This is a genomic window from Sinorhizobium fredii USDA 257, from assembly GCF_000265205.3.
GTDB lineage: Bacteria > Pseudomonadota > Alphaproteobacteria > Rhizobiales > Rhizobiaceae > Sinorhizobium > Sinorhizobium fredii_B.
Genome location: NC_018000.1, coordinates 5,694,471 through 5,717,354 on the forward strand (window position 1 = coordinate 5,694,471; position 22,884 = coordinate 5,717,354).

At 61.5% G+C, this 22,884-nt stretch carries 32 protein-coding genes; 12 read left to right on the top strand and 20 right to left on the bottom strand.

Annotated features, from left to right (window positions below; genetic code table 11):
• Positions 1-6: 6 nt before the first annotated feature.
• From USDA257_RS26710 to USDA257_RS26765, 10 genes are all read right to left on the bottom strand, one after another.
• Entirely contained in the window at positions 7-876 is an 870-nt protein-coding gene (locus tag USDA257_RS26710) for a hypothetical protein (RefSeq protein ID WP_014766102.1), read from the bottom strand.
• Positions 877-888: 12 nt separating this feature from the next.
• Entirely contained in the window at positions 889-1,185 is a 297-nt protein-coding gene (locus tag USDA257_RS26715) for a hypothetical protein (RefSeq protein WP_014766103.1), read from the bottom strand.
• A gap of 6 nt (positions 1,186-1,191) precedes the next feature.
• Positions 1,192-2,442, bottom strand: a complete 1,251-nt coding sequence (locus USDA257_RS26720) for a hypothetical protein (RefSeq protein ID WP_223843379.1) — start codon at positions 2,440-2,442, stop codon at positions 1,192-1,194.
• A 194-nt stretch (positions 2,443-2,636) separates the two neighbouring features.
• Positions 2,637-2,942, bottom strand: a complete 306-nt coding sequence (locus USDA257_RS26725) for a hypothetical protein (protein WP_223843380.1) — start codon at positions 2,940-2,942, stop codon at positions 2,637-2,639.
• A gap of 188 nt (positions 2,943-3,130) precedes the next feature.
• On the bottom strand, positions 3,131-3,781 hold the full coding sequence (locus tag USDA257_RS26730) for a recombinase family protein (protein ID WP_014766106.1): 651 nt from the start codon (positions 3,779-3,781) through the stop codon (positions 3,131-3,133).
• A 127-nt stretch (positions 3,782-3,908) separates the two neighbouring features.
• Complete coding sequence (locus USDA257_RS26735; protein WP_041414702.1) at positions 3,909-4,262, bottom strand: hypothetical protein; 354 nt, start codon at positions 4,260-4,262, stop codon at positions 3,909-3,911.
• A 441-nt stretch (positions 4,263-4,703) separates the two neighbouring features.
• The gene (locus USDA257_RS26745; RefSeq protein WP_014766108.1) at positions 4,704-5,018 is read right to left on the bottom strand and encodes a DUF6074 family protein; all 315 of its coding nucleotides are present in this window, start codon (positions 5,016-5,018) and stop codon (positions 4,704-4,706) included.
• Between the two features lie 92 nt (positions 5,019-5,110).
• Positions 5,111-5,632, bottom strand: a complete 522-nt coding sequence (locus USDA257_RS26750) for a hypothetical protein (RefSeq protein WP_041414705.1) — start codon at positions 5,630-5,632, stop codon at positions 5,111-5,113.
• A gap of 178 nt (positions 5,633-5,810) precedes the next feature.
• On the bottom strand, positions 5,811-6,092 hold the full coding sequence (locus USDA257_RS26760; RefSeq protein ID WP_041414708.1) for a hypothetical protein: 282 nt from the start codon (positions 6,090-6,092) through the stop codon (positions 5,811-5,813).
• Entirely contained in the window at positions 6,089-6,316 is a 228-nt protein-coding gene (locus USDA257_RS26765) for a hypothetical protein (protein ID WP_014766111.1), read from the bottom strand. The genes USDA257_RS26760 and USDA257_RS26765 overlap by 4 nt, the downstream gene beginning before the upstream one ends.
• A 337-nt stretch (positions 6,317-6,653) precedes the next feature.
• On the opposite strand from USDA257_RS26765, the gene USDA257_RS26770 reads away from it, so the two are divergent.
• The gene (locus USDA257_RS26770) at positions 6,654-7,889 is read left to right on the top strand and encodes a site-specific integrase (protein WP_014766113.1); all 1,236 of its coding nucleotides are present in this window, start codon (positions 6,654-6,656) and stop codon (positions 7,887-7,889) included.
• Positions 7,890-8,224: 335 nt separating this feature from the next.
• Here the strand turns inward: USDA257_RS26770 and USDA257_RS37260 are convergent, their stop codons facing one another.
• Complete coding sequence (locus USDA257_RS37260; protein WP_014766114.1) at positions 8,225-8,386, bottom strand: hypothetical protein; 162 nt, start codon at positions 8,384-8,386, stop codon at positions 8,225-8,227.
• Between the two features lie 174 nt (positions 8,387-8,560).
• Here USDA257_RS37260 and USDA257_RS26775 point away from each other — a divergent pair, with 174 nt between their 5' ends.
• The 4 genes from USDA257_RS26775 to USDA257_RS26790 all read left to right on the top strand — a co-directional run bounded on the left by USDA257_RS26775 (position 8,561) and on the right by USDA257_RS26790 (position 11,241).
• On the top strand, positions 8,561-8,872 hold the full coding sequence (locus USDA257_RS26775; RefSeq protein ID WP_014766115.1) for a PepSY domain-containing protein: 312 nt from the start codon (positions 8,561-8,563) through the stop codon (positions 8,870-8,872).
• 76 nt (positions 8,873-8,948) lie between these two features.
• On the top strand, positions 8,949-9,554 hold the full coding sequence (locus tag USDA257_RS26780) for a hypothetical protein (RefSeq protein ID WP_014766116.1): 606 nt from the start codon (positions 8,949-8,951) through the stop codon (positions 9,552-9,554).
• Between the two features lie 151 nt (positions 9,555-9,705).
• Positions 9,706-10,515, top strand: coding sequence for a hypothetical protein (locus USDA257_RS26785; protein WP_014766117.1), 810 nt, complete (start codon positions 9,706-9,708; stop codon positions 10,513-10,515).
• Positions 10,516-10,527: 12 nt separating this feature from the next.
• The gene (locus USDA257_RS26790) at positions 10,528-11,241 is read left to right on the top strand and encodes a metallophosphoesterase family protein (protein WP_014766118.1); all 714 of its coding nucleotides are present in this window, start codon (positions 10,528-10,530) and stop codon (positions 11,239-11,241) included.
• A 32-nt stretch (positions 11,242-11,273) separates the two neighbouring features.
• Here the strand turns inward: USDA257_RS26790 and USDA257_RS26795 are convergent, their stop codons facing one another.
• Positions 11,274-12,443, bottom strand: coding sequence for a zinc-dependent alcohol dehydrogenase (locus tag USDA257_RS26795; RefSeq protein WP_014766119.1), 1,170 nt, complete (start codon positions 12,441-12,443; stop codon positions 11,274-11,276).
• A gap of 53 nt (positions 12,444-12,496) precedes the next feature.
• Complete coding sequence (locus USDA257_RS26800) at positions 12,497-13,480, bottom strand: SDR family oxidoreductase (protein ID WP_014766120.1); 984 nt, start codon at positions 13,478-13,480, stop codon at positions 12,497-12,499.
• Positions 13,481-13,707: 227 nt separating this feature from the next.
• Between USDA257_RS26800 and USDA257_RS26805 the strand changes: the two genes are divergently transcribed.
• On the top strand, positions 13,708-14,883 hold the full coding sequence (locus tag USDA257_RS26805) for a DNA topoisomerase IB (protein ID WP_014766121.1): 1,176 nt from the start codon (positions 13,708-13,710) through the stop codon (positions 14,881-14,883).
• Here USDA257_RS26805 and USDA257_RS26810 read toward each other — a convergent pair whose 3' ends face one another.
• From USDA257_RS26810 to USDA257_RS26820, 3 genes are all read right to left on the bottom strand, one after another.
• A complete protein-coding gene (locus tag USDA257_RS26810) occupies positions 14,884-15,573 on the bottom strand; it encodes a BON domain-containing protein (RefSeq protein ID WP_014766122.1) in 690 nt (229 codons plus the stop codon).
• Between the two features lie 117 nt (positions 15,574-15,690).
• Positions 15,691-15,885, bottom strand: a complete 195-nt coding sequence (locus USDA257_RS26815; protein ID WP_014766123.1) for a hypothetical protein — start codon at positions 15,883-15,885, stop codon at positions 15,691-15,693.
• 27 nt (positions 15,886-15,912) lie between these two features.
• On the bottom strand, positions 15,913-16,158 hold the full coding sequence (locus USDA257_RS26820; RefSeq protein ID WP_014766124.1) for a hypothetical protein: 246 nt from the start codon (positions 16,156-16,158) through the stop codon (positions 15,913-15,915).
• 185 nt (positions 16,159-16,343) lie between these two features.
• Between USDA257_RS26820 and USDA257_RS26825 the strand changes: the two genes are divergently transcribed.
• Entirely contained in the window at positions 16,344-17,201 is an 858-nt protein-coding gene (locus tag USDA257_RS26825) for an SDR family oxidoreductase (RefSeq protein ID WP_080605700.1), read from the top strand.
• 124 nt (positions 17,202-17,325) lie between these two features.
• Positions 17,326-19,302, top strand: a complete 1,977-nt coding sequence (locus USDA257_RS26830; RefSeq protein WP_014766126.1) for a protein-L-isoaspartate(D-aspartate) O-methyltransferase — start codon at positions 17,326-17,328, stop codon at positions 19,300-19,302.
• Between the two features lie 29 nt (positions 19,303-19,331).
• Here USDA257_RS26830 and USDA257_RS26835 read toward each other — a convergent pair whose 3' ends face one another.
• Both USDA257_RS26835 and USDA257_RS38450 read right to left on the bottom strand, forming a co-directional pair.
• On the bottom strand, positions 19,332-19,655 hold the full coding sequence (locus USDA257_RS26835; RefSeq protein ID WP_014766127.1) for a hypothetical protein: 324 nt from the start codon (positions 19,653-19,655) through the stop codon (positions 19,332-19,334).
• A gap of 17 nt (positions 19,656-19,672) precedes the next feature.
• Complete coding sequence (locus USDA257_RS38450; RefSeq protein ID WP_080605701.1) at positions 19,673-19,804, bottom strand: hypothetical protein; 132 nt, start codon at positions 19,802-19,804, stop codon at positions 19,673-19,675.
• Between the two features lie 174 nt (positions 19,805-19,978).
• On the opposite strand from USDA257_RS38450, the gene USDA257_RS26840 reads away from it, so the two are divergent.
• Positions 19,979-20,485, top strand: coding sequence for a ferritin-like domain-containing protein (locus tag USDA257_RS26840; protein ID WP_014766129.1), 507 nt, complete (start codon positions 19,979-19,981; stop codon positions 20,483-20,485).
• A 173-nt stretch (positions 20,486-20,658) separates the two neighbouring features.
• On the opposite strand, the gene USDA257_RS33270 is transcribed toward USDA257_RS26840, so the two are convergent.
• Positions 20,659-21,177: a DUF1236 domain-containing protein gene (locus USDA257_RS33270; RefSeq protein ID WP_014766130.1), complete on the bottom strand. Its 519-nt coding sequence runs from the start codon at positions 21,175-21,177 to the stop codon at positions 20,659-20,661.
• Positions 21,178-21,327: 150 nt separating this feature from the next.
• On the opposite strand from USDA257_RS33270, the gene USDA257_RS26850 reads away from it, so the two are divergent.
• Together USDA257_RS26850 and USDA257_RS37265 are read left to right on the top strand one after the other, a co-directional pair.
• Positions 21,328-21,585, top strand: a complete 258-nt coding sequence (locus tag USDA257_RS26850; RefSeq protein ID WP_014766131.1) for a hypothetical protein — start codon at positions 21,328-21,330, stop codon at positions 21,583-21,585.
• Between the two features lie 77 nt (positions 21,586-21,662).
• Positions 21,663-21,836 carry a hypothetical protein gene (locus USDA257_RS37265; protein ID WP_014766132.1) on the top strand — a complete coding sequence of 58 codons (174 nt, stop codon included), beginning with the start codon at positions 21,663-21,665 and terminating at the stop codon, positions 21,834-21,836.
• 26 nt (positions 21,837-21,862) lie between these two features.
• Here USDA257_RS37265 and USDA257_RS26855 read toward each other — a convergent pair whose 3' ends face one another.
• Entirely contained in the window at positions 21,863-22,144 is a 282-nt protein-coding gene (locus tag USDA257_RS26855; RefSeq protein WP_014766133.1) for a hypothetical protein, read from the bottom strand.
• A 209-nt stretch (positions 22,145-22,353) separates the two neighbouring features.
• Between USDA257_RS26855 and USDA257_RS26860 the strand changes: the two genes are divergently transcribed.
• Positions 22,354-22,698 carry a hypothetical protein gene (locus USDA257_RS26860; RefSeq protein ID WP_014766134.1) on the top strand — a complete coding sequence of 115 codons (345 nt, stop codon included), beginning with the start codon at positions 22,354-22,356 and terminating at the stop codon, positions 22,696-22,698.
• Positions 22,699-22,884: the final 186 nt, after the last annotated feature.

Below are 22,884 nucleotides of genomic sequence, written 5' to 3' on the forward strand. Positions count from 1 at the left end.
CCTCGCTTAGGCTGCGTTGAGCTCGGGGTCGTTGTAAACGAGCGCCCCGGTATCCGAATGGTATTCGTAAGCCCTGGTGTTGAGGGCCTCAATGCGCCGCTCGTTGAGTGCCGATCTGCGCTGTTCCTCATCCGAGGGCTTGAGCGCCGCGGATCGCGCGAATGATTCGCCCGTCTGCTGCTTCTGCAGTCGCTCGGCCTCAACCTGGCGATCCACTTCAACGGAGACGTGATCGAACCAGTCCCGGAAGGTTCTATCCCGCTGGTCGAACATCAGGCACTTAGCCATGTCCATCAGCGTGACCTGGACCACGTTGTTTGCGATCGTGACCGCCTCGCTGACGTCATCAATCTGCTTCAACACAGGCGCGTGATGGATCTCGATAAGCTTTTCCTGGACGTCATCCATGAACTTCTTGTCGGCGCCGATCATTGCCGGCGGCACTTCATAGGCGGCCAGAAGGACCTCTTCCGGAGCGTCTTTCGCCATAAGCACGGCTGCAAGCTCGCCACGATTGAGCGATTTCAACCAGTTACGGACATCCATCCGCAGGATTGCGCCGGCTACATCCGACTTGTCGGGTTTAGGTACCTTCAGATTGGCCTTGGACTGGTCAAAGCCTCGACGGAAATCGTCGACGACGTGACCGGCCTTGCGGATGACTGGTGCGGCATCTTTGCCGGCGAACGCCTTCATCTCTTCCATCAAACCGGCGGGAGAGAATCGGTTGGACTTCCGCAGATCGGCAAGCTTGGTCTCGAGCCGTTCGATGGCCATGATGGGCGCGTCGACCGAGGCGGTGATGCGGTTCATGCCGACATCCTTGCGCCATTCGTCGCGGTATCGGCTGGTGATCATATGGTAGCGGCTATTCATGGGCGTGCTCCTTTAGGCGGATACGTTGCTGATGACCTGATCGGCCAATGACTTCACCTGGCCACGCCAGTCCGGATAGTAGGTGCCGAACTGGGGATGACGGAGCGACAGAGGCACGTCGTCGGCGATGCCGTGAAACGTCTGATAAAGGCCGAGTTGTCTCCCTGAGACATTGCGATTCATAAGCGCCACGTCGTAAGCGGCGAGCTCGATCAGCGAATCCTGGAGTTCGGCGATTGCAGCCGAGTATCGGGCGCCGGCAGCGGTCCGAGCGGTCTGCAGTTCTTCCAAGTTGGTCGGTATTGCCATGTCGGTTTACCTCGCGGTTGAGTGGTAGAAGTTTCGTTGAGTGCCGGCGGAACCGTCATAGGTGCCGAACAAGGCAGTCGGAGCTTTATTCACTTCGGCGCAAAGCCAGACCGCGCCGGCCACGCTGTTGGCCAGGTCGTCATGCCCTCCCGGCGCGTGGTCGATTGACTCCTTGCCGCCACGGGAGACGCGGCGCTCGAGGCCGACGATCTGGTTTACGAGGGCCGGACTGTCGAGGAGATCGGCCTTGCCGCTATTCAGGTTCGGCAGGAGTTCGATGTACAGGTCGGTTCGGGGCTTATCGCTGAGGCGATAGCCGATCCCATGCTTGCGGAAATGCTCCCGCGGGAACTCCCCGCCGTAACGGTCGCCATGCACTTCCGTGATGCCGTAATCCTTCAGGGTCTTGCAGAACTCGGCGATCGTCGCCTCGGGAGAGAAAGGCGGTTTGCGTTCCCGGGTCAGGTCGTGAACGATCCGACCGTCCTCTCGGTGGGCAATGGCCATCGTAAAGCTGTCGTTTGAGCCGCCCGAGGGGTCGACAAAGGCCTTGTACTTCGTGCCGCGGACGAACGGACGCTCATGGACACCGGGCGACACACAAGCCTCGACGACTTCGCGGGTAACGAATGCCTCGATGTCCGACCGGAACTCGGCCATGTATTCGGCCATTGCCGATGCATGATCACGCTCGAGCGCACGATCTATGTGCGATTGAGGGATGCTGGGGTTCATTTCCCGCGTTGTCGCCTTCCAGACGAGCGGAGTACCGTCCTTGCCATAGAACCGACGAAAGGCATCCCAGAGAGCCCCTTTTCGAGCGTAGGGCGACGACATGCACAACAGCATCGCGTTCGGGATTGTCGCCATGCCAGGCCGGATAGCGTCCAAGATCGCGAAATCGGGCTCGGCCGCATCGTCGGTTCGCCAAAAGGCGATCTCATCGCACAGAACGGCGACATAGGTGTAGCCGCGGCTGGACCGGAATGAAGCTGTGCCGACTTCGATGCTGACCGCATTGTCGAGATCGAAGCCGTTGGCGGTCTCACGCGCCTTCATTTCCTTCAGCATTTCGATGCCATTCAGCATCGCGGCGATATAGCGAAGGATCACCCGGGCCTGTTTCTTGTCCGCAGCGATGACCATGATCGTGCCGCGCTCACCCGGTGCCAGATAAGGCCGGTAGTCGAAGAAACACGCCAGGAAGACGGCCACGAGAGCGGCTACGAACGACTTGCCGCCGCGACGACCAATCACCAGCCAAGCCTCGCTATTCGCTCCCGTGGGCCGCTCCTGCCGGCCTGTGTGATTCTTGTAAACGGCGAACTGCTCATCGGTCATCGCCAAACCAAAGAGCGCTGCCAAGAATGCGAACCACGCGCCGAAACTGTCCCGCTTACCGCGGAACCAAGGCTCGAATAGCTCTGGGTGATCAATCGCCTGGAGGATGTTCAAGCGGCAGCCCCCTGGCCGATGATGTCTGCAAGGCTGCGCTTCGGTTTCTGCCCACGGGGCTTGATGTCGAGTTGCTTCACCAGCCGTGCCTGCAGGTTGTTCAACCGCACAAGGTTCTCGGGATCGACGGACTCACCCCGCACGATGGCGGCCTGCAGTTTCTCGCTTTCGACCGTAACGGCGGCCACCTGTCGGATCAGTGCGCGCTGCGGTTCATTGAGGGAAGCAGCCCCGCCCAGGTCCTCGGCGAAGCTGATGCACAGGTCACGGAAGCGACGGCCAAGTGCGCTCCGGTTGTCCACGCCTTCTAGCAGCCACGATCCGTTTGAAATCGCAGAGCGATTGCGAGTGGAGTTGCTATCAATCTGGGTTCGATTTGTGCTCATAAACCCAGAAATGACTGGGTTTCGTCGGCACTTCAATGGCGGGAATAGGCCCTACGGATAGGCCCGTATCAACACGTAGAGATACGTTTCACGAGGCTCTGATTCTACTGCTGGTCAATGGTACGGTCAAGGATACGCTTCACCGTCATCGCCTGCAGCCCGTGGGTTTCGCCGATCTTCCGGAAGCTCTCACCCTTGGCCCTGGCGTCCCTCATTTCCTGAAGAGAGGCCTGCTGGAGGGGGTTTTTCACGAGCCTGCCATCTATGACGTCGTACCCATAGGGCGCCTTGCCACCGCCGTAAATTCCCTGTGCAGCAAGGTGCCTTTTCACTTCCCGGATACGCTCGCGGATGCGCTCCCGCTCGTTCTCGGCCACGGCAGAGAGGATGGTGAAGACGAGCTTGGAGATACCGTTGCCGGTGACGTCGCCGCCGAGGTCGATCATAACCAGTCCGACGCCCTGAGCCTTCAATTCCTCAAGCGTACCAAGGGCATCCGAGGCAGAACGGAACATGCGATCAAGCTTGGGAGTGATGACCATATCACCCTTCTCGACGACGCCCAGGAGACGCTTGCCCTGCGGCCGATCGGCAAGAGGAACCGAGCCTGAGACGCCGCCCTCGACGAAGATCTCCGAGACTTGCCAGCCCTGCATCATCGCGTAGCCGGTGATCTTGGCCTTCTGGGTTTCCAAGCTGTCGCCGTTCGCTGCCTGCTCGCTCGTCGACACTCTGACGTAGCCGAAAACCTTCATTGCTGTATCCCCTTGTGTAACGTCGCTTTAGCTATGTTACATTTTAGGCAATGTTACAGGCCTAAGCAATGGGAATTCGTCCGGAATTCTGGACGATCTCCGGGGAGAGGGCAGAAAATACAGGCGGTTAGGCCTTTTTGTCCTCATGGCATCCAAAGACATAAACCCGGATTAGCTTAGGGTCTGCCTGCAGCTTTCCAATGATGTCATCGACGAATTTCTGCACCCTTCCTTCAGCTTCCGAAGGGTCCTTACCCACTTCAATCAAGTCTCTCTTGCCTTCCTGGTAGTGACGGTCTGCCTTCACCCTCTGGGCTGCTTCTGAGACCTTGTTGCCTGCGTGCCTGTAGGCCTCCGCTAAAATCCGGTGCACGGCAGTGCAGTGGAAGTAATGGTACCTTGGGATGCGTCGCTTCTGTTCCTGTGCAGAAACAACGGTCGGAAGGGAAAGTATGAGAGCCGCAACAAGCTGAAGTTTCATATCGGATTAAGCCCCTTGCCCCGAAGACCCTAGTCAGCCCTTTTCTTCGCACCTCGTCTAGCCTGTTCTTTCTCCTGATCCTGTACCCACTGCAGGAGAGTGCTCTTACGGGCTGCCACTGTTCTGCCTATCCGGAAGGTCGGAAGGTTGCCTTGCTCGTCATGCCACGAGATCTGTCTGGGAGACATCCCGAGGAAGCGGGCAATAGCCTTGGTGCCGGTGAGGATATCGGAGTCGGCTGGCGCGTGAATGTTCATGCGGCCTCCGCTTCGTCTCGGGGTTGCGTTGCACAAGCGTTGCACGGACCGGTGATATTCTGCTCCAGCCATTGCCGATATCGATCGAGGGCGGGGGCGATGTCTTCCCCCGTCGACCGTCTAAAGGCTTCCCGGGTCGAATTATGGATGATTGCCCATCCGAGGGCGGCGAGGTGCTTGTCTGTCATGCGGCACCCCGCGGGTCATGGCTGCCGGCGCCGGAGCTCTGATAGGTCAGGCGAAGCACCTCCTGCTCGACCTTCGTCCAGAACGCATCGATCTGCTGATCTCGTTCATGCGGCGGAATCCCCAGCCGATCGAAATGGGCGGTCAGACCGTCGGTGACCTGCTTCGCGTAGTATCCGGCATGGCGCTCGGTGGTCTTCTCGGCGAGCTTTCTCGCAACATCCCGGATCTTGCCGACGCGATTGGCCATCGGGAAGGCGATCAGCTTGCAGGGAGGCTGCCAAGCGAAGAGCGGAAGATCGCGATCACGCATGCTGCACCTCCGGACCGCCTATGCCGGCGCATGATGTGGCTAGACTAGATACTGTGTGCTGTGGGCATACCATGATGGTCGAAAAACAGGGCTTATCGTGTGTCATGGGCATACACTCCAGCCTTTATGGTGTGCTCTCGGCATACCATTGCGTCGTCGATGGTGTGCTTAGGGCATACCAATGGTGTGCTCTCGGCATACCGTTGTTTTTCTTCCGGCTTCCACCGCATGAATTCCTTCGTCGCTACCAGCGAGCGCTCGGGAACGTCGACAGGGTATTCCGTCAAGATCCAGCGGGTGGATCGCCGCCCTGGCGCCCGGTTCTTCCATTGAAATGAACCGCGTGTCGCGACTTTGATGAAGCCTTTCTCGATCAATCCCTTGAAGGCCGCGGCGACAGGTTTGTTGCTGCAGTTTATGAGCACTGCCGCTTCACGATGCGAAAGAGCGATGTCACCGTTGTTCTGACCGTTATGGAGCTGCTTAAGCTCGAAATAGAGGGCCCTCTCAAACGGAGTGGTCGCTTTCCAGGCCGCGGAGTTCAGGAGCCAGACATGCATCTGGAAGAACCGATCTGACGGGGCAGTTCGCTTATGCCTCTTTCCCTTGCTCATCCGAACACTCTCCTAAGCATCCGGAACCGATCGGACATCGCGGCCGCCTCGGTTGCCTCGAGGGCGCTAAGATTGAACCGCTCCCGCAAGGCAGGGATGATTGGCCGCGGTGGCTGCGCTTGATCGGCGAGCCATTGAGCGGCCAGGGTGACGCTTTCGTTGTCGGGGTGGTAGCAGGTCATGCGGCCTCGCTTTCCTTGAAATCCTGCTCCACGGAGCCGTTTTTCATCTTCGCGGCGGTGTAGGGATGGATACCCGCTCGAAATGCCCACAGTGGGCAATTTACCGCCTCACACGCGCGGACTTCTGAGGGCTGGCCGCTGCTGCAGTCGAGGCACTTCAGCCTGATTGCCGCCATCGGAGACATCTGCTTATGCCCCGCAGACTTTGCGACGGCTGCGGTCGGCGGCCAGGTTGCGGCCAGGTCGGTTCGATTGATGGGTGTGGGATTCGTCTTCATGCCGCATCTCCATGCATTTCGCGACGGAAGACGCGGAGGCTCAGAGCCCAGCGGCGGCCGATCTTTCGGGCGCCAGGGATTTGGCCCTGTTGCAGCATGTAGAAGACGCGGCGAAGGTCCGGTTCATCCACAGCCTCGGCAATCGCATGGACGCCATAGACGATCTCGGGATTGGGTTTTGTCTTGCTCGCGGAGGCGGACTCGTGAATAACAGATGTCGGCACGACGGTGGATCTCCCATCGTTGGTGTTGGAAACGGTGGCGGGGCTGTTCGAAGTCGCCAAACCAGAGGCAGCCCTGCCGCTTTCTTCGGTACAGAATCTCAGTGATTTGTACGTGGATGTAATTAGCCGCAAAAATAGACGCTAAAGAAAGGGGTTTCGCAGGCTTTTCCCAAATGCAGGCGCCTCATTTTACTTAATGCATTGATTTTTTTGCATATTCTTTCATGACGGCCTGTGCGTAACGGGCGCGACTTTGCGCGACTTTGCCGTTGATCTGTCCCCGTTCTGCTTGCAGTATTTTTTCCATAAGTCGAAAACTCAACGTTGGACCCTGATCATGTCCGTCCGTAAGCGCACCTGGACCACCCCGAAGGGCGAGGAGAAATCCGCCTGGGTCGTCGACTACCTCGATGCAGCGGGCAAGCGCCGGCTGAAGACCTTCACGAAGAAGAAGGATGCCGATGCATTCGCCGCTACGGCAAAGGTAGAGATCCGGGAAGGCGTTCACGTTGCCGACAGTGCCAGCGCCACAGTAGAGGAAGCCGGTAAGCTGTGGCTCGCTAGCGCCCGCGCCTCCGGTCTCGAGCGCGCGACGATCGATGACTATGAGCGCCACCTTCGAATGCACATCGTTCCCTTCCTCGGCGCATCGAAGCTGCCGGCCCTGTCGATTGCGAAGGTGAGGGCTTTTGAAGACCAGTTGCGCGAAGCTGACCGATCACCGGCCATGGTCAAAAAGATCTTGGTGAGCCTCGGCTCACTGATTGCTGACGCCCAGGAGCGCGGACTCGTCGCCCGGAGCGTCGTAAGGGACATGAAAGGACAGCGCGGCTCTGGTGAGAAACGGCAGGAGAAGCGCCAGAGAGGGCGATTAAAGATCGGCGTCGACATCCCGGCCCGTGATGAGGTCAAGGCGCTGATCGGCGTGATTTCGGGCCGCTGGAGGCCTCTTTTCCTGACGGCGGCCTTCTGTGGCTTCAGAGCTTCCGAGCTCCGCGGCCTCCGATGGCAGGATATCGATTTCGACAAGGGACAAATTCGCGTTCACCAACGGGCGGATCGGTTCAACGATATCGGCCGGCCCAAGTCTCACTCAAGCGAGCGGACGGTCCCGGCGCCGCCAATGGTGATCAACGCCTTGCGTGAGTGGAGACTGTCATGCCCGAAACGCGAAACCGGCAAGGTCGATGACGCGGGCCAGAAGGTTAAGGCTCTTGAACTCGTATTCCCGAACGGTCAGGGCAAGGTTGAGCAGTTGAACAACATTCTTCGGCGCGGGCTTCATCCGGCCTGGATCACTGCCGGCGTCGCTATTGACACTGGAGAGGTTGACGAGAAGGGAAAGCCCGTGCTTGCGCCGAAATATACCGGGATGCACTGCCTTCGCCATTTCTTCGCCAGTTGGTGCATCAACCGCAAGGAAGACGGCGGACTCGGCCTGACACCGAAAATCGTTCAAGAGCGCATGGGACACTCGACGATCGCGCTCACCATGGACCGCTATTCGCACTTATTTCCGAAGGACGATGACGCCGACGAAATGGCAGCAGCTGAGCGCGCCTTTCTCGCGTGACTGCAACATGGATGCGACATGGAAGGCTCTACGCCTGGCAGCACAAGGCTTTAAAGCGGTTTCCTAATCTGGGGGTCGCGCGTTCGAATCGCGCCGGGATCACCATTTGTTACGTCTCTTCCTCGGGCGATCAGCCGTGAGGCGCCCGGTGGAAGCTCTCTGGCTGAAGCTGTACTCACCAAACACCCTCACCCTTTTGATCGTCTTGCCACTGTAACAATCGCCGCCTACACTGCCCTTACTGTCCCTCTCGCCGCTGACCACGGATGTACTGGCAGCGGCGGGAGGTGGCGATGAAAGGTCGGGCTGAGCCCGGCCTTTTTGTTTGGTGCTCCTCAGCGCTTGCCCCGCTGCGGGTCCTTGCCGGCCGCCTGGCTGCTCTTCTTGACCTCGTCTTTCTTGACCGCGTCTCTCTTGGCCTGGTCGCCGGCGCGGTTTCCGCCGTGCTTTCCACTGGAACTCTTGGGCGCCTTGCCGTCCTTCATGTTGGTAGCCATTGCGCTCTCCTCGAAGATCTCGGTTCACGGGAGCGTGCAACCGGAAAATCGCAAGAAAGTTCCGCAATTCTACTCCTCTTGCCGCGCTCGATCGTCGCTCGAGTACACCGCGGAACCAAACCATGCCCGGCCGGTTTGGTTGGTCGGGAAACGATCCCCGAGAGAGGAAAGGCTATGAAAATCACGATCTTTGGCGTTGCAGTGCTTTTAAGCGCTGCCGCAATGCCGGCCTTTGGGCAGTCGGCAACCTCGGGCGGAAGCACACCGGCGATCGCCACGCCCGGCACTCAAAACCCCGAAGCTCCCGTCGCAGGCAAGAACAGCTTTACGGAAGACCAGGCGCGCGAGCGGATCGAGGGAGCCGGTTACGCCGACGTCACGGGGCTGAAGCTCGACGACCAGGGAATCTGGCGTGCAACCGCGATGAAGGACGGCAAGTCCGTTGCCGTTTCTCTCGATTACCAGGGCAACGTCACCGCGCTCTAGGTCACGATGATTTCGGTCGGAAACGGGCGGAAATCTGCTCGCTTCCGTTTCCAGCGCTACAGAAAGGGAGAAGAAGATGAGAACTGTGGCAGGGCTTTTCGACGACTACCATGACGCTCGACAGGCGGTGAACGACCTGGAGGCAGCCGGCATTCCGTCGGAGGATATCAGCTTGGTCGCCAATAATGTCGGCGATCGCTATTCGGGCGAGAGTTCCGGGGCTGCAGAAGGCGCCGGCGTCGGTGCAGGGCTGGGTGCGACCGGCGGCGGCGCGGTCGGCCTCCTGACCGGGCTGGGGCTGATGGCCATACCGGGCGTCGGGCCTGTCGTCGCTGCCGGTTGGCTCGCATCGACAGCCGCGGGTGCCATCGCCGGAGCGGTGGCGGGTGCCGCCACCGGTGGCATCATCGGTTCGCTGACGGATTCGGGCATACCGGAGGAGGACGCGCATCTTTACGCAGAGGGCGTGCGCCGGGGCGGCACGCTGGTGGTGGCCAAGGTCGACGAGGCGCTGGTCCCGCAAGCCGATGCCATCCTCAGGAACCGTCATGCCGTCGACACCTCGGTTCGCAGGCGCGCCTACACCGAAGAAGGCTGGAGCACTTTCGACGCGGCCTCCGCGCCCTTGAGCCTCGATGAGGTTCAGCGCGAGCGTGAACGCTATCGCCCCCCGGCACTTTAACGCTCGACATTGACTGCGGGCGCGGCCGGTTGCGGCTGCGCCCGTGAATTCATCTCTCCCACAGCACTTCCGGCAGCGTTCGCCTCGATGCTGCGGAACCTAGCCGAGTTCTCGGGTGTTGTCGTAGGTGTTCCTTCGCAGGAGAGAAAGCATGCCATCGGCAATGCCACCGAAGTCGAAGTCGCCGCGAACGACCCGCGCTCCCCTTGCCCTGCCGCAACTCGTCGACGAGAAGGCCGAGGCCTTCGTCGCCACGTCCATAGCCGAGCTCGTCAAATGCAAGATCCCCTTCCTGATCGCCGGCACCTTCGCCGTCAGCGCCTATACCGGCATTTCAAGGCCGACGAAGGATCTCGACGTGTTCTGCAAGGCCGGCGACTACACCCGCATCCTCAAGCATTTCAAGTCGCGCGGTTACTCGGTCGAAATCGAGGACGACCGGTGGCTCGGAAAGGTCTACAAGGGCAAGTTCTTCTTCGACGTCATCTTCGCCTCGCCGAACGGCACCATGCTCGTCAACGATGCATGGTTCGAACATGCCTTGCCGGTGGAGATCAGCGCGTCCCCGGTGTCGATCGTCGCTCCGACCGAATTGGTCTGGTCGAAATCCTTCATCCAGCTTCGCGAGCGCTACGACGGTGCCGACGTCGCCCACACGATTTTAAAGACCCACGACCGGATCGATTGGCGCCGGCTGCTCGAATATATGGAAGCGCACTGGGAGGTGCTGCTGATCCATCTCCTCAATTTCCGGTGGATCTACCCCTCTGAGCGCGACAGGGTTCCCCTGTGGCTGATGGACGAGCTGCTGAGCCGGCTGGCGGCCCAGCGGGACTTGCCGCTGCCCCAGACGAAGATTTGCCGCGGCAGGATGTACTCGCGGCGCGATTACGAGATCGACGTGACCGAATGGGGATTTGCCGACGTCGGCGGCGACCTCGAGATGCGGACAGGAAAATAGGGAGTTGTTACCATGGGCAACAAGCTGAAGGTGGCCGCGGTTGCCGACCTCCACATGAAAGAGGATGGTTCGGTCTCCTATGCGGAACTGTTTTCGGAAGTGTCGAAAGTCGCCGATGTGCTGGTGATCGCCGGCGACCTGACCGATCTCGGCAAGCCCGCCGAGGCGGAGCTTCTCGCCTCCGACCTGAAATACTGCACCGTCCCTGTGGTGGCGGTTCTCGGAAACCACGACCACCAATGCAATGCCGTCGAGGAGATCTCGTCGATCCTCATGAAGGCAGGTGTCCACCTCCTTGATGGGCAGGCGGTCGAGATCGCCGGCATCGGCTTTGCCGGCACGAAAGGATTTGTCGGCGGCTTCGGGCGTCACATGCTCGGTTCTTTCGGCGAAACAGCCCTGAAGACGATGGTTTCCGCCACCGTCGACGAAGCGATGCGCCTCGAAAACGCCCTGCGAAAAACCAGTGCCCAGCACTCCGTGGTCGTGCTCCACTACGCGCCGATCGCCGAGACCGTTGCGGGAGAGCCGGAAGAGATCTATCCCTTCCTCGGCTCCTCTCGTTTCGCCGAAACAATCGACCGGTTCCACGTCAGCGCCGTCGTCCACGGCCACGCTCACAAGGGCACTTACAAGGGCACGACGCCAGGCGGCGCGCCCGTCTTCAATGTCGCCGCCCATGTGGAGAAGCCGACTGGCCGGCCCTATGCGATCCTGGAATTCTGATCACGCCGAGGCGGGATAGCGACATCTTCCGTTCAAGGTTTCAGGACAACCTTCACGCAGCCGTCCGCCCTCTTGTTGAATGTCTGATAAAGGTTTGGCCCGTCGTCCAGGGAGCCCCGGTGGGTGATGACGAAGGAGGGATCGATCTCGCCCTTGCGGATGCGATCGAGCAGCAAGGGCAGGTAGCGCTGAACGGGTGTTTGCGCCATGCGGAAGGTCAGCCCCCGATTGATCGCCGAGCCGAAGGGTATCTTGTCGAGATAGCCGCCATAGACTCCGACGATGGAGACCGTACCGAAATTCCGGCAGCAGTGGATCGCCTGGCGCAGCACATGCGGACGATCGGTGCCGAGGTAGGTGGCGACCTTGACGCGGTCGACGAGGGAATCGAGGCTTGCCCGGCTGTCGGCCTCCGTCCCCACCGCATCGATGCAGGCATCCGCGCCGCGCCCATGGGTCATCTCCATGATGCGGTCGTAGATATCCTCCTGCATGTAGTCGAGCGTGACCGCGCCTGCCGTTTCCGCAAGCCGCAGCCGCTCGGGAACCGTATCGACGGCGATCACCCGTTCCGCCCCGAGCAGGAAGGCCGAACGGATCGCCATCTGGCCGACAGGCCCGCAGCCCCAGATGGCGATCGTGTCGCCCGGCTCGATGCCGCAGAATTCGGCAGCCATGTATCCGGTCGGAAAGATATCCGAGAGGAACAGGACCTGCTCGTCGGTGAGTTCCTCCGGTACCTTGATCGGCCCTACATCGGCGTGCGGCACACGCAGATACTCGGCCTGGCCGCCGCGGTAGCCGCCGAGAAGATGTGAATAGCCGAACAGGCCCGAGGGCGAATTGCCCCACATCTTCATCGCTTTCTCCCGGTCGGGATTGGTTCGCTCGCAGGCGGAGTAGAAGCCCCGCTGGCAGAAGAAGCACGCGCCGCAGGCGATGGTGAAGGGCACCACGACGCGCTCTCCGACCTTTAGCTTCGTCGCAGCCCTGCCGACCTCGACGACCTCGCCCATGGCCTCGTGACCAACGACGTCGCCATGCTCCATCGCCGGTATCAGCCCGTTGAAGATGTGCAGATCGGAGCCGCAGATCGCGCAGGCAGTAACCTTGATGATGGCGTCGTGCTGGTCCTCGATTATCGGATCGGGAACACTCTCGCACCGAATGTCGCCCTTGCCGTGCCAAGTCAGAGCCTTCATTGCGAGATCCCTCCACTGTTGTCGAACGCGCTCTGTGCCCGGCAAGCGAGCCTTCAGTGCCGTCGATACGAGGTGCGGGGTACGCCGCCGATCACCGCCGCGAGCGCAAGGCCAACGACGGCCGCGGCCGCAACGGCGGCGATTGGAACTCTGCGCTCCGAACGCCACCCGCCTTCGATGCCGCCGGGATTTGCAGGGGCCCTGAACAGGTTGCCGTTGCTCCTTTCGGCGCGCGGCGCTCGCCTGAGATAGGACGAGGTCAGGCGGGCCAGCAGGCGGGAGGTCGTATTGGGGGCGAGAAAATGCGCGAGCCGCGCCAGGTCGGCGACGACGCCGACGGTGACGGCGCTGCGTGGATATTGCGCCAGGCGGACGACGGCGCGGGCGGCCCGGCGCGCATCATAGACTGGAGGCGGAACGCTGAGCCTGCGGCCGGTGTAGTTCGCGCCATGCGCGACGCCGGGCGTATCCATGAAGGTTGGATAGACATCGCAGATGTGAATGTCGGGTTCATCGGCGAGTTCGGCACGCAGCGCTTCGGAAAAGCCTCGGAGGCCGAACTTGCTGGCACTGTATGCCGCCGCAAAAGGTGTCGAGGCAAAGCCGCCGAGCGAGATCATGTTGATGAAAGTGCCGTGGCCCTGCTTCAGGAAGACGGGAATGGCGGCATGCGCATCGTTGACGTGCCCGATCAGGTTCGTGCGAATGACCTGCTCGTGAGCCTCGATCGGCGTTTCCTGGAAGCGGCCGACCGCGCCGACGCCGACATTGCTGAACCAGACGTCGATTTTGCCGAAGCTCAAGGCCTTTCTTGCCAGGTCCCTGACCGCATCCGCATCGGTGACATCGGTCGGCACGACCAGCACAGCCGCCCCGAGATCACGGCAGGTGCGCGCCACCTTTTGCAGCGCCACCGCGTCGCGCGCGGCCAGCACGAGTCTCGAACCTTGCCGGGCAAATTCCTCCGCCGTCGCCTGTCCGACTCCGGACGAGGCTCCGGTAATCACCACCACCGCATCTTTCAACGCTTTCCGCATCGCGCGTCTTCCTCTGGAACGACATCGCCGTGCGTCTTTGAAAACACAAAGGCCGCTTCAGCACATTGATGCGCCGATGGAACCACCTGCGGCCGATAATGTTCCGCTGCCAATGCGGGCTTCGCCGAGGAAATCGATCCGGCGGCGCATCCGGCATGGAACCCGACCCGCATGGCAGGGCGTTAGTCTGCGATCGAAATTTCACCGCCTGAAGGAAGACCCCGTCCATGCCGCTGCAAGTCAGTTCCAATTCGGCCCGCCATGCGGCGGCGATGCGTGATCGATCCGGCGCCGGGCGCAGCCGCAATGGGCGCGATGTAGCGGCAGGCGAAGGTCCCGCGAAGGAAAGCGGGCTCGTCTATGTCAGCGATTCGGTGCCGGGCATCAGGCGGCAACGCTCCGGCAAGGGGTTCGTCTACCGGCTGCCGGACGGCTCGATCCTGACCGACCCCGTCGTGAAGGCCCGTATCGCATCGCTGGGCCTGCCGCCGGCCTACGAGAACGTGTGGATTTGCCTGGACGAGAACGGGCACCTGCAGGCGACCGGCTATGACGCGCGCGGTCGAAAGCAATACCGCTATCACACGGAATGGCAGGTGCAGCGGAGCGGCGACAAGTTCGCTCAGCTCCTTCTCTTCGGCAAGGCGCTGCCGAGGATCCGGCGCACGACCCGCCGCCACATGGAAGGAGGAGCCGGCGACGCACGGACGGTGCTCGCCGCTCTGGTCGCCTTGCTCGACGAAGCGCATCTGCGAACCGGAAGTCCCGCCTATGTCGAGGCGAATTCGACCTATGGCGCGACGACGCTGTTGAAACGCCATTTGCGGCTCCTCGACGGTTACATAGAGCTGCGGTTTATCGCCAAGGGAGGCAAACGCGTGCAGCGGCGGCTGCGGCGCCCGAAACTGCAGCGCCTGCTCGAGAACATCGCCGACCTGCCGGGACGGCAGCTCTTCGTGTGGAGGGACGACAACGATGTCCTGCGCCCGGTCGACTCGGGGCGTCTCAACCGCTATCTGGCGGAGATTGCCGGCTTCTCGGTTTCGGCCAAGACGTTCCGGACTTGGGCGGGCAGCGTTGCCGCCTTCACGGCAGCACGCGAAGCACTGGAGAGAGGCGAGCGCCCGACCGTCAAAACGATGTGCGAGGCGGCTGCCGCGGCTCTCTGCAACACGCCGGCTATCTGCCGCAAAAGCTACATCCATCCGTATGTCATCGCTCTCGCGGATACCGGCTCTGCTGTCTCCGCCAAACAGCTGCGCCGCCGCGGACGCGCAAACCCTGAGCTACGGGTGGAGGAAGCGCGCATGCTCAATTTTCTTGTGCGCGCCGCACGTTCGGAGACCAAGGCAGCGGCCACGATGAACGGAATAACGGCGGGACCGAGCCCCGCCGTTATCTGATCAGAGATTTTGATTGCTTCCGCCCGGGTTCCAGCCGGACGTTCCCCCGGACGAACCGGCGCCTCGAAGGCGAATATTGTTCTGGACGTGGCTAACGCCGGAGACGTTTTCCGCCAGGTCCTCGGCGCGGCGTTTCGCCCATTTGGTCTCGACGAAACCGCTGAGCTGAACCTCGCCACTTGTGACCGAGACCTCGATGTCGGAAGCGTCGAGTGCCCCGTCATCGCTCAGACGGTCGCTGACATCTTCCTGGATGCGGCTGTCGGAGCGGGTATAGCCCTTCGGCCCTTTGCCACGATGCTGATCCATTTGGCGCCGGCGCTCGGCATCTTCGTCACCGAACCATGAGGCTACCTCGTCGCCGGCCCGTTCGAAGAAGCCTCGCTCCTCGTCCCAGTCCCGGCTGGACCGCGGAGAGGACGGCCGCCCCCGATAGCCGTAGTCGGAACCATAACCGCCATAACCACGCTCCCAGCTCGAACGCCCGTAGTCCTCACCCATCCTGCCATAGGGACCGGCACTGGATTCCGCATCCGGGAAATACTCGGAATTCTCGTAATCGGCGCCGCGCGGTTCGACCGTCTCCGCAAAGCGCCGCCGGGCGCCTCTCTCATCGCCGTACCAATCCCTGCCGGATTCGCGCGAGCGCCAATAGGGATCGTCTCGCCTCCAATCTTTTCTCCTGGGCATCTGTTGCTCCTTTCCTTTCGATTCCTTGACGACTTCGACGATTCAAACCACCGAACAGCGTCTCGGTTCCGGTGCGCGGCACGCATCGGCCAAGCGCCCCAGCCGAGCGGCGCGGGCTCAGTCGTCCTTTGTCTTGAGGGCGTCCGAGGGTTTGCCTCGGTGCGGGTCCTTCAGGTTTTCGCCGGCCGCATCCCGGTCATGCTCCGGGTCATCCTTCGCCGGCAAATAGCCTCTTGGCCGCGTCTCCTTCGGCCCTTCCCACCGCGGCGATTGCTCCGTGGTGCCGGGCGCTCCATTTTTTGGGGTCTTCATGATCTTTCTCCTGTGCAGCCCGCTGTGTCACTCCTGGTCTTTCATTGTCGGAAGCGGGAAGCGCTGGTCTTCGTCCTCGAGGTCGGACTCGACGACATAATCGTCCCTTTTCCTGCGCATTGCCTCGCGCGCGGCCCGCTTTTGGATGAGTTCGTCCGGCTCCAGCGGCTGCGTGCCGGCTTCCGGATGCAGGTCGCTGTCGGTCTTGACGGGCTCACTGGAACCGGTCCTGACGTCCGGGACGCGCTTGGATTTGTTTTCGACTTTTCCCATTTCGCCCTCCTCGGGGTTGCCGCTTGGTCAACGCCAGCCCGGAGGCGAAGTTCCATCGTGGGCCGCGCCAACGAGGCTCTCGGCCTCGGAACAAAGCCCGGCGAGCCCGAGTTAGGAATCGCGCCCGTTATCGACGACTGGCCGAACAATCATTCGCGCCGAAATCCAAGAAGGAGGCCTGGACCATGGAGAGTTACCCGCGCCCGCCGTTCAAGCGTCAGAGCCAGCCGATGCCTGGAACCACGGACCGTATGGACCCCCTGCCGGACCACGGGGAGAAAACCTACCAGGGGTCGGGCCGGTTGCAGGGTAAGAAAGCCATCATCACCGGCGGAGACAGCGGCATTGGCCGAGCTGTGGCAATCGCCTACGCACGAGAGGGCGCCGATGTCCTTATCTCTTACCTGAACGAGCACGAGGACGCGAAATCGACCAAGACGCTTGTCGAAGAGGCGGGACGCAAGGGCGTCCTCGTCGCCGGCGATATCCAGACATCGGACCATTGCAAGCGAATTGTCGAGACGGCGCTCAACGAACTCGGCGGTATCGACATCCTTGTCAACAACGCCGCGCACCAGGCCTCCTTTCCGGATATCGCAGACATCTCCGACGAGGAATGGGAACTGACCTTCCGCGTGAACATTCATGCGATGTTCTATCTCACCCGCGCAGCGGTCCCGCATATGAAACCGGGCAGTTCGATCATCAACACCGCCTCGATCAATGCGGATGTCCCGAACCCGATCCTGCTGGCCTATGCGACCACCAAGGGTGCGATCCAGAATTTCACCGCCGGCCTGGCGCAAATGCTTGCCGACAAGGGCATACGCGCCAATGCGGTGGCGCCGGGCCCGATCTGGACACCGCTGATCCCCTCCACCCTTCCCGAGGATTCGGTCATGAATTTCGGCAAGCAGGTGCCGATGAAGCGGCCCGGGCAACCGGTGGAACTCGCCTCGGCCTATGTCATGCTGGCGGATCCGCTGTCGAGCTACGTCTCGGGCGCGACAATCGCCGTCACCGGCGGCAAGCCGATACTGTAGCCGCACCCGTTGCCGTCAGCGGCAATGCCATGTCTCGCGGGCATGGGAACATTGGCAGCGTTTCGTGGTTGTCGGCCCGAGCGACGCCCGTGCTGGCGGTTGCGGCGTTTCAGGAGGGTCCGTGATGATCGATTTTTCCCATGCCCGCGAAAGAATGATCCTATCCCACCTCTCCCGCCGCGGCATCCGGGACCCCGATGTTCTCGAAGCGATGCGCATCGTTCCGCGCGAGGCCTTTGTCGACCCCGGCTTCGAAGAGTTTGCCTATGAGGATTCGGCACTGGCGATCGGCCACGGCCAGACCATTTCGCAGCCGTTCATCGTCGCGCTGATGACCGAGCAGGCCGAGGTCCAGCCGGGCGATACGGTCCTCGAGATCGGAACGGGATCCGGCTATGCGGCGGCTGTGTTGAGCCGCATCGCCGCTCACGTCTACACCATAGAGCGCCACGCCGGCTTGGCCGAGGCGGCCCAAGGGCGCTTCGCCAAGCTCGGCTACGACAATATTTCCGTACGCGTCGGGGACGGCACGACGGGTTGGCCGGACGCCGGGCCGTTCGACGCCGTCCTCGTGGCAGCGGGCGGTCCGGACGTACCGCAGGCTCTCAAGGAGCAGTTGGATCTCGGCGGCCATGTGGTCATTCCGGTCGGCCCACGCGACGAGCAGCGCCTGATGAAGATCACCCGCGTCAACGCCACCACATTCGAGCAACAGGACCTCGGCGGCGTCAGGTTCGTGCCGCTCATCGGCGAGCAGGGCTGGAAGGAAGCGGGGACAGAACTGCGCGCCAAACCCAGCCGCACGCCCACGCTGCCCGTATTGATCGCCGACGCGGCCGAGCCGCTGCCGGATCTCGACGACCCCGCCTTCGGCCGTCTTTTCGACCGCTTCGCCGAGCGACGGCTGGTGCTGCTCGGCGAGGCAAGCCACGGCACGTCGGAATTCTATCGGGCCCGCGCGGCCATTACCCGCCGGCTGATCGAGGCGCATGGCTTTACCATCGTCGCCGTCGAGGCGGATTGGCCGGACGCGGCGGCGGTCGATCGCTACGTCCGTCACCGGCCGCCCAGTGCCCGGCTGCAGGTTCCTTTCCAGCGCTTCCCCGCCTGGATGTGGCGAAACCGCGAGGTGATGGACTTCGTCGAATGGCTGCGCCGGCACAATGAAGACAAGGCCGAAGCGCAGAGAGCGGGATTCTACGGCCTCGACATCTACAACATGAGCGGCTCGATCGCCGCCGTCCTCGAATATCTCGACAAGGTCGATCCGCAGGCGGCAGCGATTGCGCGCCAACGCTATGGATGTCTGACGCCCTGGCAAAACGAGCCGTCCACCTATGGCCGGGCGGCGCTGAGCAGGAGTTTCCACAAATGCGAGGAGGCGGTCGTCCGCCAATGCCGCGACTTGCTGGAGAAACAGCTCCAGGCGGGGCAGGAAAACGGCGACGATCTTCTGGACGCGGCACAGAATGCGCGGCTCGTCGCCTCAGCGGAAAAATACTACCGCATCATGTACTACGCCGGTGCCGAGTCCTGGAATATGCGCGACTCCCATATGTTCGAGACGCTGCAGCACGTTGTCGACGCGCGCGGATCCGGCGCAAAAGCCGTCGTCTGGGCCCACAACTCGCATATCGGCGACGCCCGCCACACCGACATGGGAATGGCCCGCGACGAGCTCAATATCGGTCAGCTTTGCCGCGAGCATTTCCCGCATGAGACGGCGCTCATCGGTTTCGGCACCCATGACGGACATGTCGCCGCGGCAAGTGACTGGGGAAGCGAAATGGAGGTGAAGGCGATACGGCCGTCGCTCGACGACAGCTACGAGCGCCACTTCCATGATTCCAAGGTCCGACGCTTTCTCCTGGATTTCTCTCGAGACCGAGTGCTCCGCGACCGCCTGCTGGAGCCGAAGCTCGAGCGGTTCATCGGCGTGATCTACAGGCCGGACACCGAACGGCTGAGCCACTATTCCTATGCCTCGCTGCCGCGACAGTTCGACGCCTTCGTTTGGTTCGACAGCACGTCGCCTATCACGCCGCTCGGGCCCGAACATATAGGATCGGGCGTGCCCGAGACCTTCCCGTTCGGTCTATAGGAGTGCGCGTCGGCTTAGCGCGGCGATACTCAAAGCTCGGTGGAAATAATGTTGTCGACGGTGACTTGGCCGGCGATCACGCCGCGGTTCGAACCCGGCGGTGCCGGTCCCTCTTCGATCACGGTGTAGAGCTTTTCGCTGCGAAAGGCGCTCGCCATGTCGGTGGTCACACCCTCTGCCGGTTTCGCATCGATCTCGCGGAAATCGAGCTCTGCCTCCGAGGCAACAATCCTGGCATCTCCGCTGGAGCGCGCAACGACCACCACTTCCCCTTGGTACTTGGCGTTCTGCCAGTTGGGATCAGAGGGCCCGGCCAGCGGCGACAACCGGTAAATCTTCAGTTCTTCCTGCATGAGCATCCTCGATGTGGTCATTCGGACTGATCGATCGCATGCGGCGCCGGCTGTCCCTCTTCCGACGGACCATCGAACGGAAAAATCGTCCAGAGCACCGCGACCAGTATCAGAACGACGATCCCTGCTGCGGCTACGCTTTTCGACATCATACTTCCGGCATTTGCTGTGATTGGATCAGAAAAATCTGCGGTTTTACCGCCTCTCCTATCAATCGCCAGGCATTGGAATTGTTCCCCCGCCGAGGCGTCGCTTCGCACCCTCCCGTTCGGAACCATTCGCCATACGGCCGGTTGGATCACCTTTTAGAGGAGGAAAGCGCGATGCATAAGGCGAGCGACCATTTGCAGGCCTGGCTGAGGGATGCGCATGCGATGGAAGAACAGGCGATCACGATGCTCACCAGTCAATCCCGGCGGCTGGAAAACTACCCTGAGCTCAAGGCGCGGATCGATCGGCACCTACAGGAAACCCGCGATCAGGCCGCAATGCTCGAGCGTTGCCTTGAACGATTGCACGGCGGGAGCTCGGCCATCAAAGATATCAGCGGCAAGATCGTAGCCATCGGACAGGGTCTGAGTGGGCTCTTCGTCAGCGACGAAGTCGTCAAGGGCTCGCTTGCCAGCTATACGTTCGAGCATATGGAAATCGCCAGCTACAAGATCCTAATCGCTGCCGCCGACTACGCGGGCGATCAGGAAACGAAGCGGATCTGCGAGACCATTCTGCAGCAGGAAGTCGAGATGGCCGAGTGGCTCGACCAGCATGCCGCGGAAATCACCCGCACGTTCCTGGAACGGGATCAGCGCGGCGTGACGGCCAAGCACTGACAGGTGAGCGGCGCGACGAGCCTCCTCCTGGGGCGGCGCAGGATAGATCGCCGGTGAAGCTTGAGCTGCACCCGAAGTCGAAACGTCATCACGCCAGACTGGCGACGAGACGGTGATGCAAATGAGGCCCGCCTTAGCCAAGGCGGGCCTCATCGCTGACGGCGTTTCGCCGGTCAGGCGATGACCGCGACAATGTGCATGTTGTTCGGATCGACAATGACGATCCGGCCATCTGCGAGCATGAAGTATTTGTAGCTCTTGTAAGCGGGAACGATCTCGACAATCCGCGGCGGCAAGGCGTGGAGAGTCACGCTCTGCGGCACGGCAACGCCGACGGACACGTCAAAGTCCACCTTGTCAACCGGTTGAACGCTGCTTTCCTTTATGACGCTGCGCAGCTGGGTTTGCTGCTCGGCCGTCACTTCTACTCCAGCCGAAGAGCTGATGGCGCCGGTCGTACCGGTGTCAGGGGTTTTTGGGCAGTCGGCCGGCGCATTGGGTTTCGAGCAACGATCGTCCTTCTGGCCGGTTACGGCCTGACTGTCGCTACCCGGCATTTGCTGGGTCTCGGTCCCCTGCGACTCCGGGGCTTGCTGCTGCGGTTGTTGGGTGTCCTGTGCCACGGCAACTCCACCAAGAGCGAGGGGCGATACGGCGAGTGCGAATGCGAGTACTGAGTGCCTGAATTTCATTGTTTCCTCCTTCCCGGATTTCGGCGCTCCAACCGCGTCGCCGAAGATTTGTTCCTGCTAATATAAGTGATCCCACAACAGCCACTCGTTGACACAGCGGAACAAAGTGCTGGTCTTTGCTTTCCCCTCTCAGGAAGAAGGAGGGATATGATGGCACGCAACAGCACCAAGAAACCCACCCGCGAGAAACCCATGCTGCCGACCGATGAAGAGCCGGCTGGCACGCCGAAAAGCATGAAAGTGCAGACGGTCGTTCAAGGCCGGGTCCGCCCGGTGCGCAGCAGAGACGAGCAGAATGTAGATCCGGACGAAACGCTTCCCAACGACGAGGAAGAGCAGTCGATTGCCGACAATCCCTCGCGCGAAGAAGTGCGCTTTGGCGAGGTGAAAACGCCAAAGCCCGACTGACTTGCGAGCAAACGCGTTACGACCAGGAACCTTCGCCGGCAACGCCGGTTGGCTTCACTGCAAGGAGGCACCGAAACATGTTGATGGACTATTTCTGGCTACTGGTGACCGGCGGCGGTGCCTTCATCCTGGGCGCTGTGATTGCCTATGCGGTCATGCGGCAGAAGCCGCTCCCGCCCGTGACCAAGGAAGCGCAGAAGCGGGAAATCGACAGGCTGTACGAGCGCCCGCCGGAAAACAAGGCCCGCTGATTCAGCCCATTGACGTCGCACTGGCCTCAGGGCTCACTCGGCCGAGCTTGGAGGACGAGTGCCTTTGCGCGTTTCAGCGCCGCGAAGGCCGCCTCCTCGGAGCGACACAACAGCTTGAGCTCGGGACGCCGGAGGGCAATTCGGATATGATGCGGTCCGAGCACGCGGATCAGCCCGTAGCCGGGAAAGTGTCCATTGCCCGGGCCGCGATTGTTCCAGCGATTGATCTTGAGGGAGCGTGGCGCCTCATATGCGTGCGAGGCTCCAAGGATGCGCGAACACTCCTCGTAGAAGGCACTTCTGTTCATAGCTGCAGGCTCGATCAATAGAGAACATCATCGGCTTTCCGCACGGTGAAACCAGTCGGCGGGATCGCCATCTCCCTCCGCCGTGCCCACCGTCTCGACACTCCAGAGGTTCAGACGTGGGCGTCACCGCAAAGCCGCTTTTGCACCAGAACCAGATCGGGAACAAACGCCCCGCGAGTCGGTTGTTCTGACGGCAGAAAGGAACAAGCATGTCCAAGTTGCACAAGAGCAACCCTGCACAGGTGCGGGGGGACATCCAGCACGGAAGGACCGGCGACAAGAAGCCGGGCTTCGATCCGGCCGCAGCGCCGCTTGAAACCGACGGCGAGGCGGCGGGCACTCCGCTCAGCGCGGAGGCAACGCAAAAAGCCCGGGCAGCGCAGCTTCATGGCGCACCAACTTTGTCGACCGAATTCGGCGATGCGATGCGCCCCTTCGCCACGGCCGAACCCGGTCAGTCCTCCAGGCCGCAGTTGGGACTGTCGCTGCTGATCTCAGGCGTCGTGCTCGCGGCAACCGTTCTGGTCTACGCTATCGCCGCCGATTGGGTGTGACGCCGGTTGGAGACGCCCCTCCTGCCGCAACGGAGACAACGAGGCGAACCGAAGGAGTTTCGAATGCCTGATCCTCGCCCCGATAGAAGAAACCCGCTCCCGGAACTGTCCGCCCGGGAAGAGGCGCTTTACCTGCGCCGGTCTTCGACACGCTTTCTCGAATGTGCCATTCACCTCTGTGTGCCA

Bases quoted from the DNA above. Each gene is read 5' to 3' on its own strand.
- USDA257_RS26710 (WP_014766102.1), bottom strand. From the start codon at position 876: ATGAATAGCCGCTACCATATGATCACCAGCCGATACCGCGACGAATGG.
- USDA257_RS26715 (WP_014766103.1), bottom strand. From the start codon at position 1,185: ATGGCAATACCGACCAACTTGGAAGAACTGCAGACCGCTCGGACCGCT.
- USDA257_RS26730 (WP_014766106.1), bottom strand. From the start codon at position 3,781: ATGAAGGTTTTCGGCTACGTCAGAGTGTCGACGAGCGAGCAGGCAGCG.
- USDA257_RS26735 (WP_041414702.1), bottom strand. From the start codon at position 4,262: ATGAAACTTCAGCTTGTTGCGGCTCTCATACTTTCCCTTCCGACCGTT.
- USDA257_RS26745 (WP_014766108.1), bottom strand. From the start codon at position 5,018: ATGCGTGATCGCGATCTTCCGCTCTTCGCTTGGCAGCCTCCCTGCAAG.
- USDA257_RS26750 (WP_041414705.1), bottom strand. From the start codon at position 5,632: ATGAGCAAGGGAAAGAGGCATAAGCGAACTGCCCCGTCAGATCGGTTC.
- USDA257_RS26760 (WP_041414708.1), bottom strand. From the start codon at position 6,092: ATGAAGACGAATCCCACACCCATCAATCGAACCGACCTGGCCGCAACC.
- USDA257_RS26770 (WP_014766113.1), top strand. From the start codon at position 6,654: ATGTCCGTCCGTAAGCGCACCTGGACCACCCCGAAGGGCGAGGAGAAA.
- USDA257_RS37260 (WP_014766114.1), bottom strand. From the start codon at position 8,386: ATGGCTACCAACATGAAGGACGGCAAGGCGCCCAAGAGTTCCAGTGGA.
- USDA257_RS26775 (WP_014766115.1), top strand. From the start codon at position 8,561: ATGAAAATCACGATCTTTGGCGTTGCAGTGCTTTTAAGCGCTGCCGCA.
- USDA257_RS26780 (WP_014766116.1), top strand. From the start codon at position 8,949: ATGAGAACTGTGGCAGGGCTTTTCGACGACTACCATGACGCTCGACAG.
- USDA257_RS26785 (WP_014766117.1), top strand. From the start codon at position 9,706: ATGCCATCGGCAATGCCACCGAAGTCGAAGTCGCCGCGAACGACCCGC.
- USDA257_RS26790 (WP_014766118.1), top strand. From the start codon at position 10,528: ATGGGCAACAAGCTGAAGGTGGCCGCGGTTGCCGACCTCCACATGAAA.
- USDA257_RS26795 (WP_014766119.1), bottom strand. From the start codon at position 12,443: ATGAAGGCTCTGACTTGGCACGGCAAGGGCGACATTCGGTGCGAGAGT.
- USDA257_RS26800 (WP_014766120.1), bottom strand. From the start codon at position 13,480: ATGCGGAAAGCGTTGAAAGATGCGGTGGTGGTGATTACCGGAGCCTCG.
- USDA257_RS26805 (WP_014766121.1), top strand. From the start codon at position 13,708: ATGCCGCTGCAAGTCAGTTCCAATTCGGCCCGCCATGCGGCGGCGATG.
- USDA257_RS26810 (WP_014766122.1), bottom strand. From the start codon at position 15,573: ATGCCCAGGAGAAAAGATTGGAGGCGAGACGATCCCTATTGGCGCTCG.
- USDA257_RS26815 (WP_014766123.1), bottom strand. From the start codon at position 15,885: ATGAAGACCCCAAAAAATGGAGCGCCCGGCACCACGGAGCAATCGCCG.
- USDA257_RS26820 (WP_014766124.1), bottom strand. From the start codon at position 16,158: ATGGGAAAAGTCGAAAACAAATCCAAGCGCGTCCCGGACGTCAGGACC.
- USDA257_RS26825 (WP_080605700.1), top strand. From the start codon at position 16,344: ATGGAGAGTTACCCGCGCCCGCCGTTCAAGCGTCAGAGCCAGCCGATG.
- USDA257_RS26830 (WP_014766126.1), top strand. From the start codon at position 17,326: ATGATCGATTTTTCCCATGCCCGCGAAAGAATGATCCTATCCCACCTC.
- USDA257_RS26835 (WP_014766127.1), bottom strand. From the start codon at position 19,655: ATGCAGGAAGAACTGAAGATTTACCGGTTGTCGCCGCTGGCCGGGCCC.
- USDA257_RS38450 (WP_080605701.1), bottom strand. From the start codon at position 19,804: ATGTCGAAAAGCGTAGCCGCAGCAGGGATCGTCGTTCTGATACTGGTC.
- USDA257_RS26840 (WP_014766129.1), top strand. From the start codon at position 19,979: ATGCATAAGGCGAGCGACCATTTGCAGGCCTGGCTGAGGGATGCGCAT.
- USDA257_RS33270 (WP_014766130.1), bottom strand. From the start codon at position 21,177: ATGAAATTCAGGCACTCAGTACTCGCATTCGCACTCGCCGTATCGCCC.
- USDA257_RS26850 (WP_014766131.1), top strand. From the start codon at position 21,328: ATGGCACGCAACAGCACCAAGAAACCCACCCGCGAGAAACCCATGCTG.
- USDA257_RS37265 (WP_014766132.1), top strand. From the start codon at position 21,663: ATGTTGATGGACTATTTCTGGCTACTGGTGACCGGCGGCGGTGCCTTC.
- USDA257_RS26855 (WP_014766133.1), bottom strand. From the start codon at position 22,144: ATGAACAGAAGTGCCTTCTACGAGGAGTGTTCGCGCATCCTTGGAGCC.
- USDA257_RS26860 (WP_014766134.1), top strand. From the start codon at position 22,354: ATGTCCAAGTTGCACAAGAGCAACCCTGCACAGGTGCGGGGGGACATC.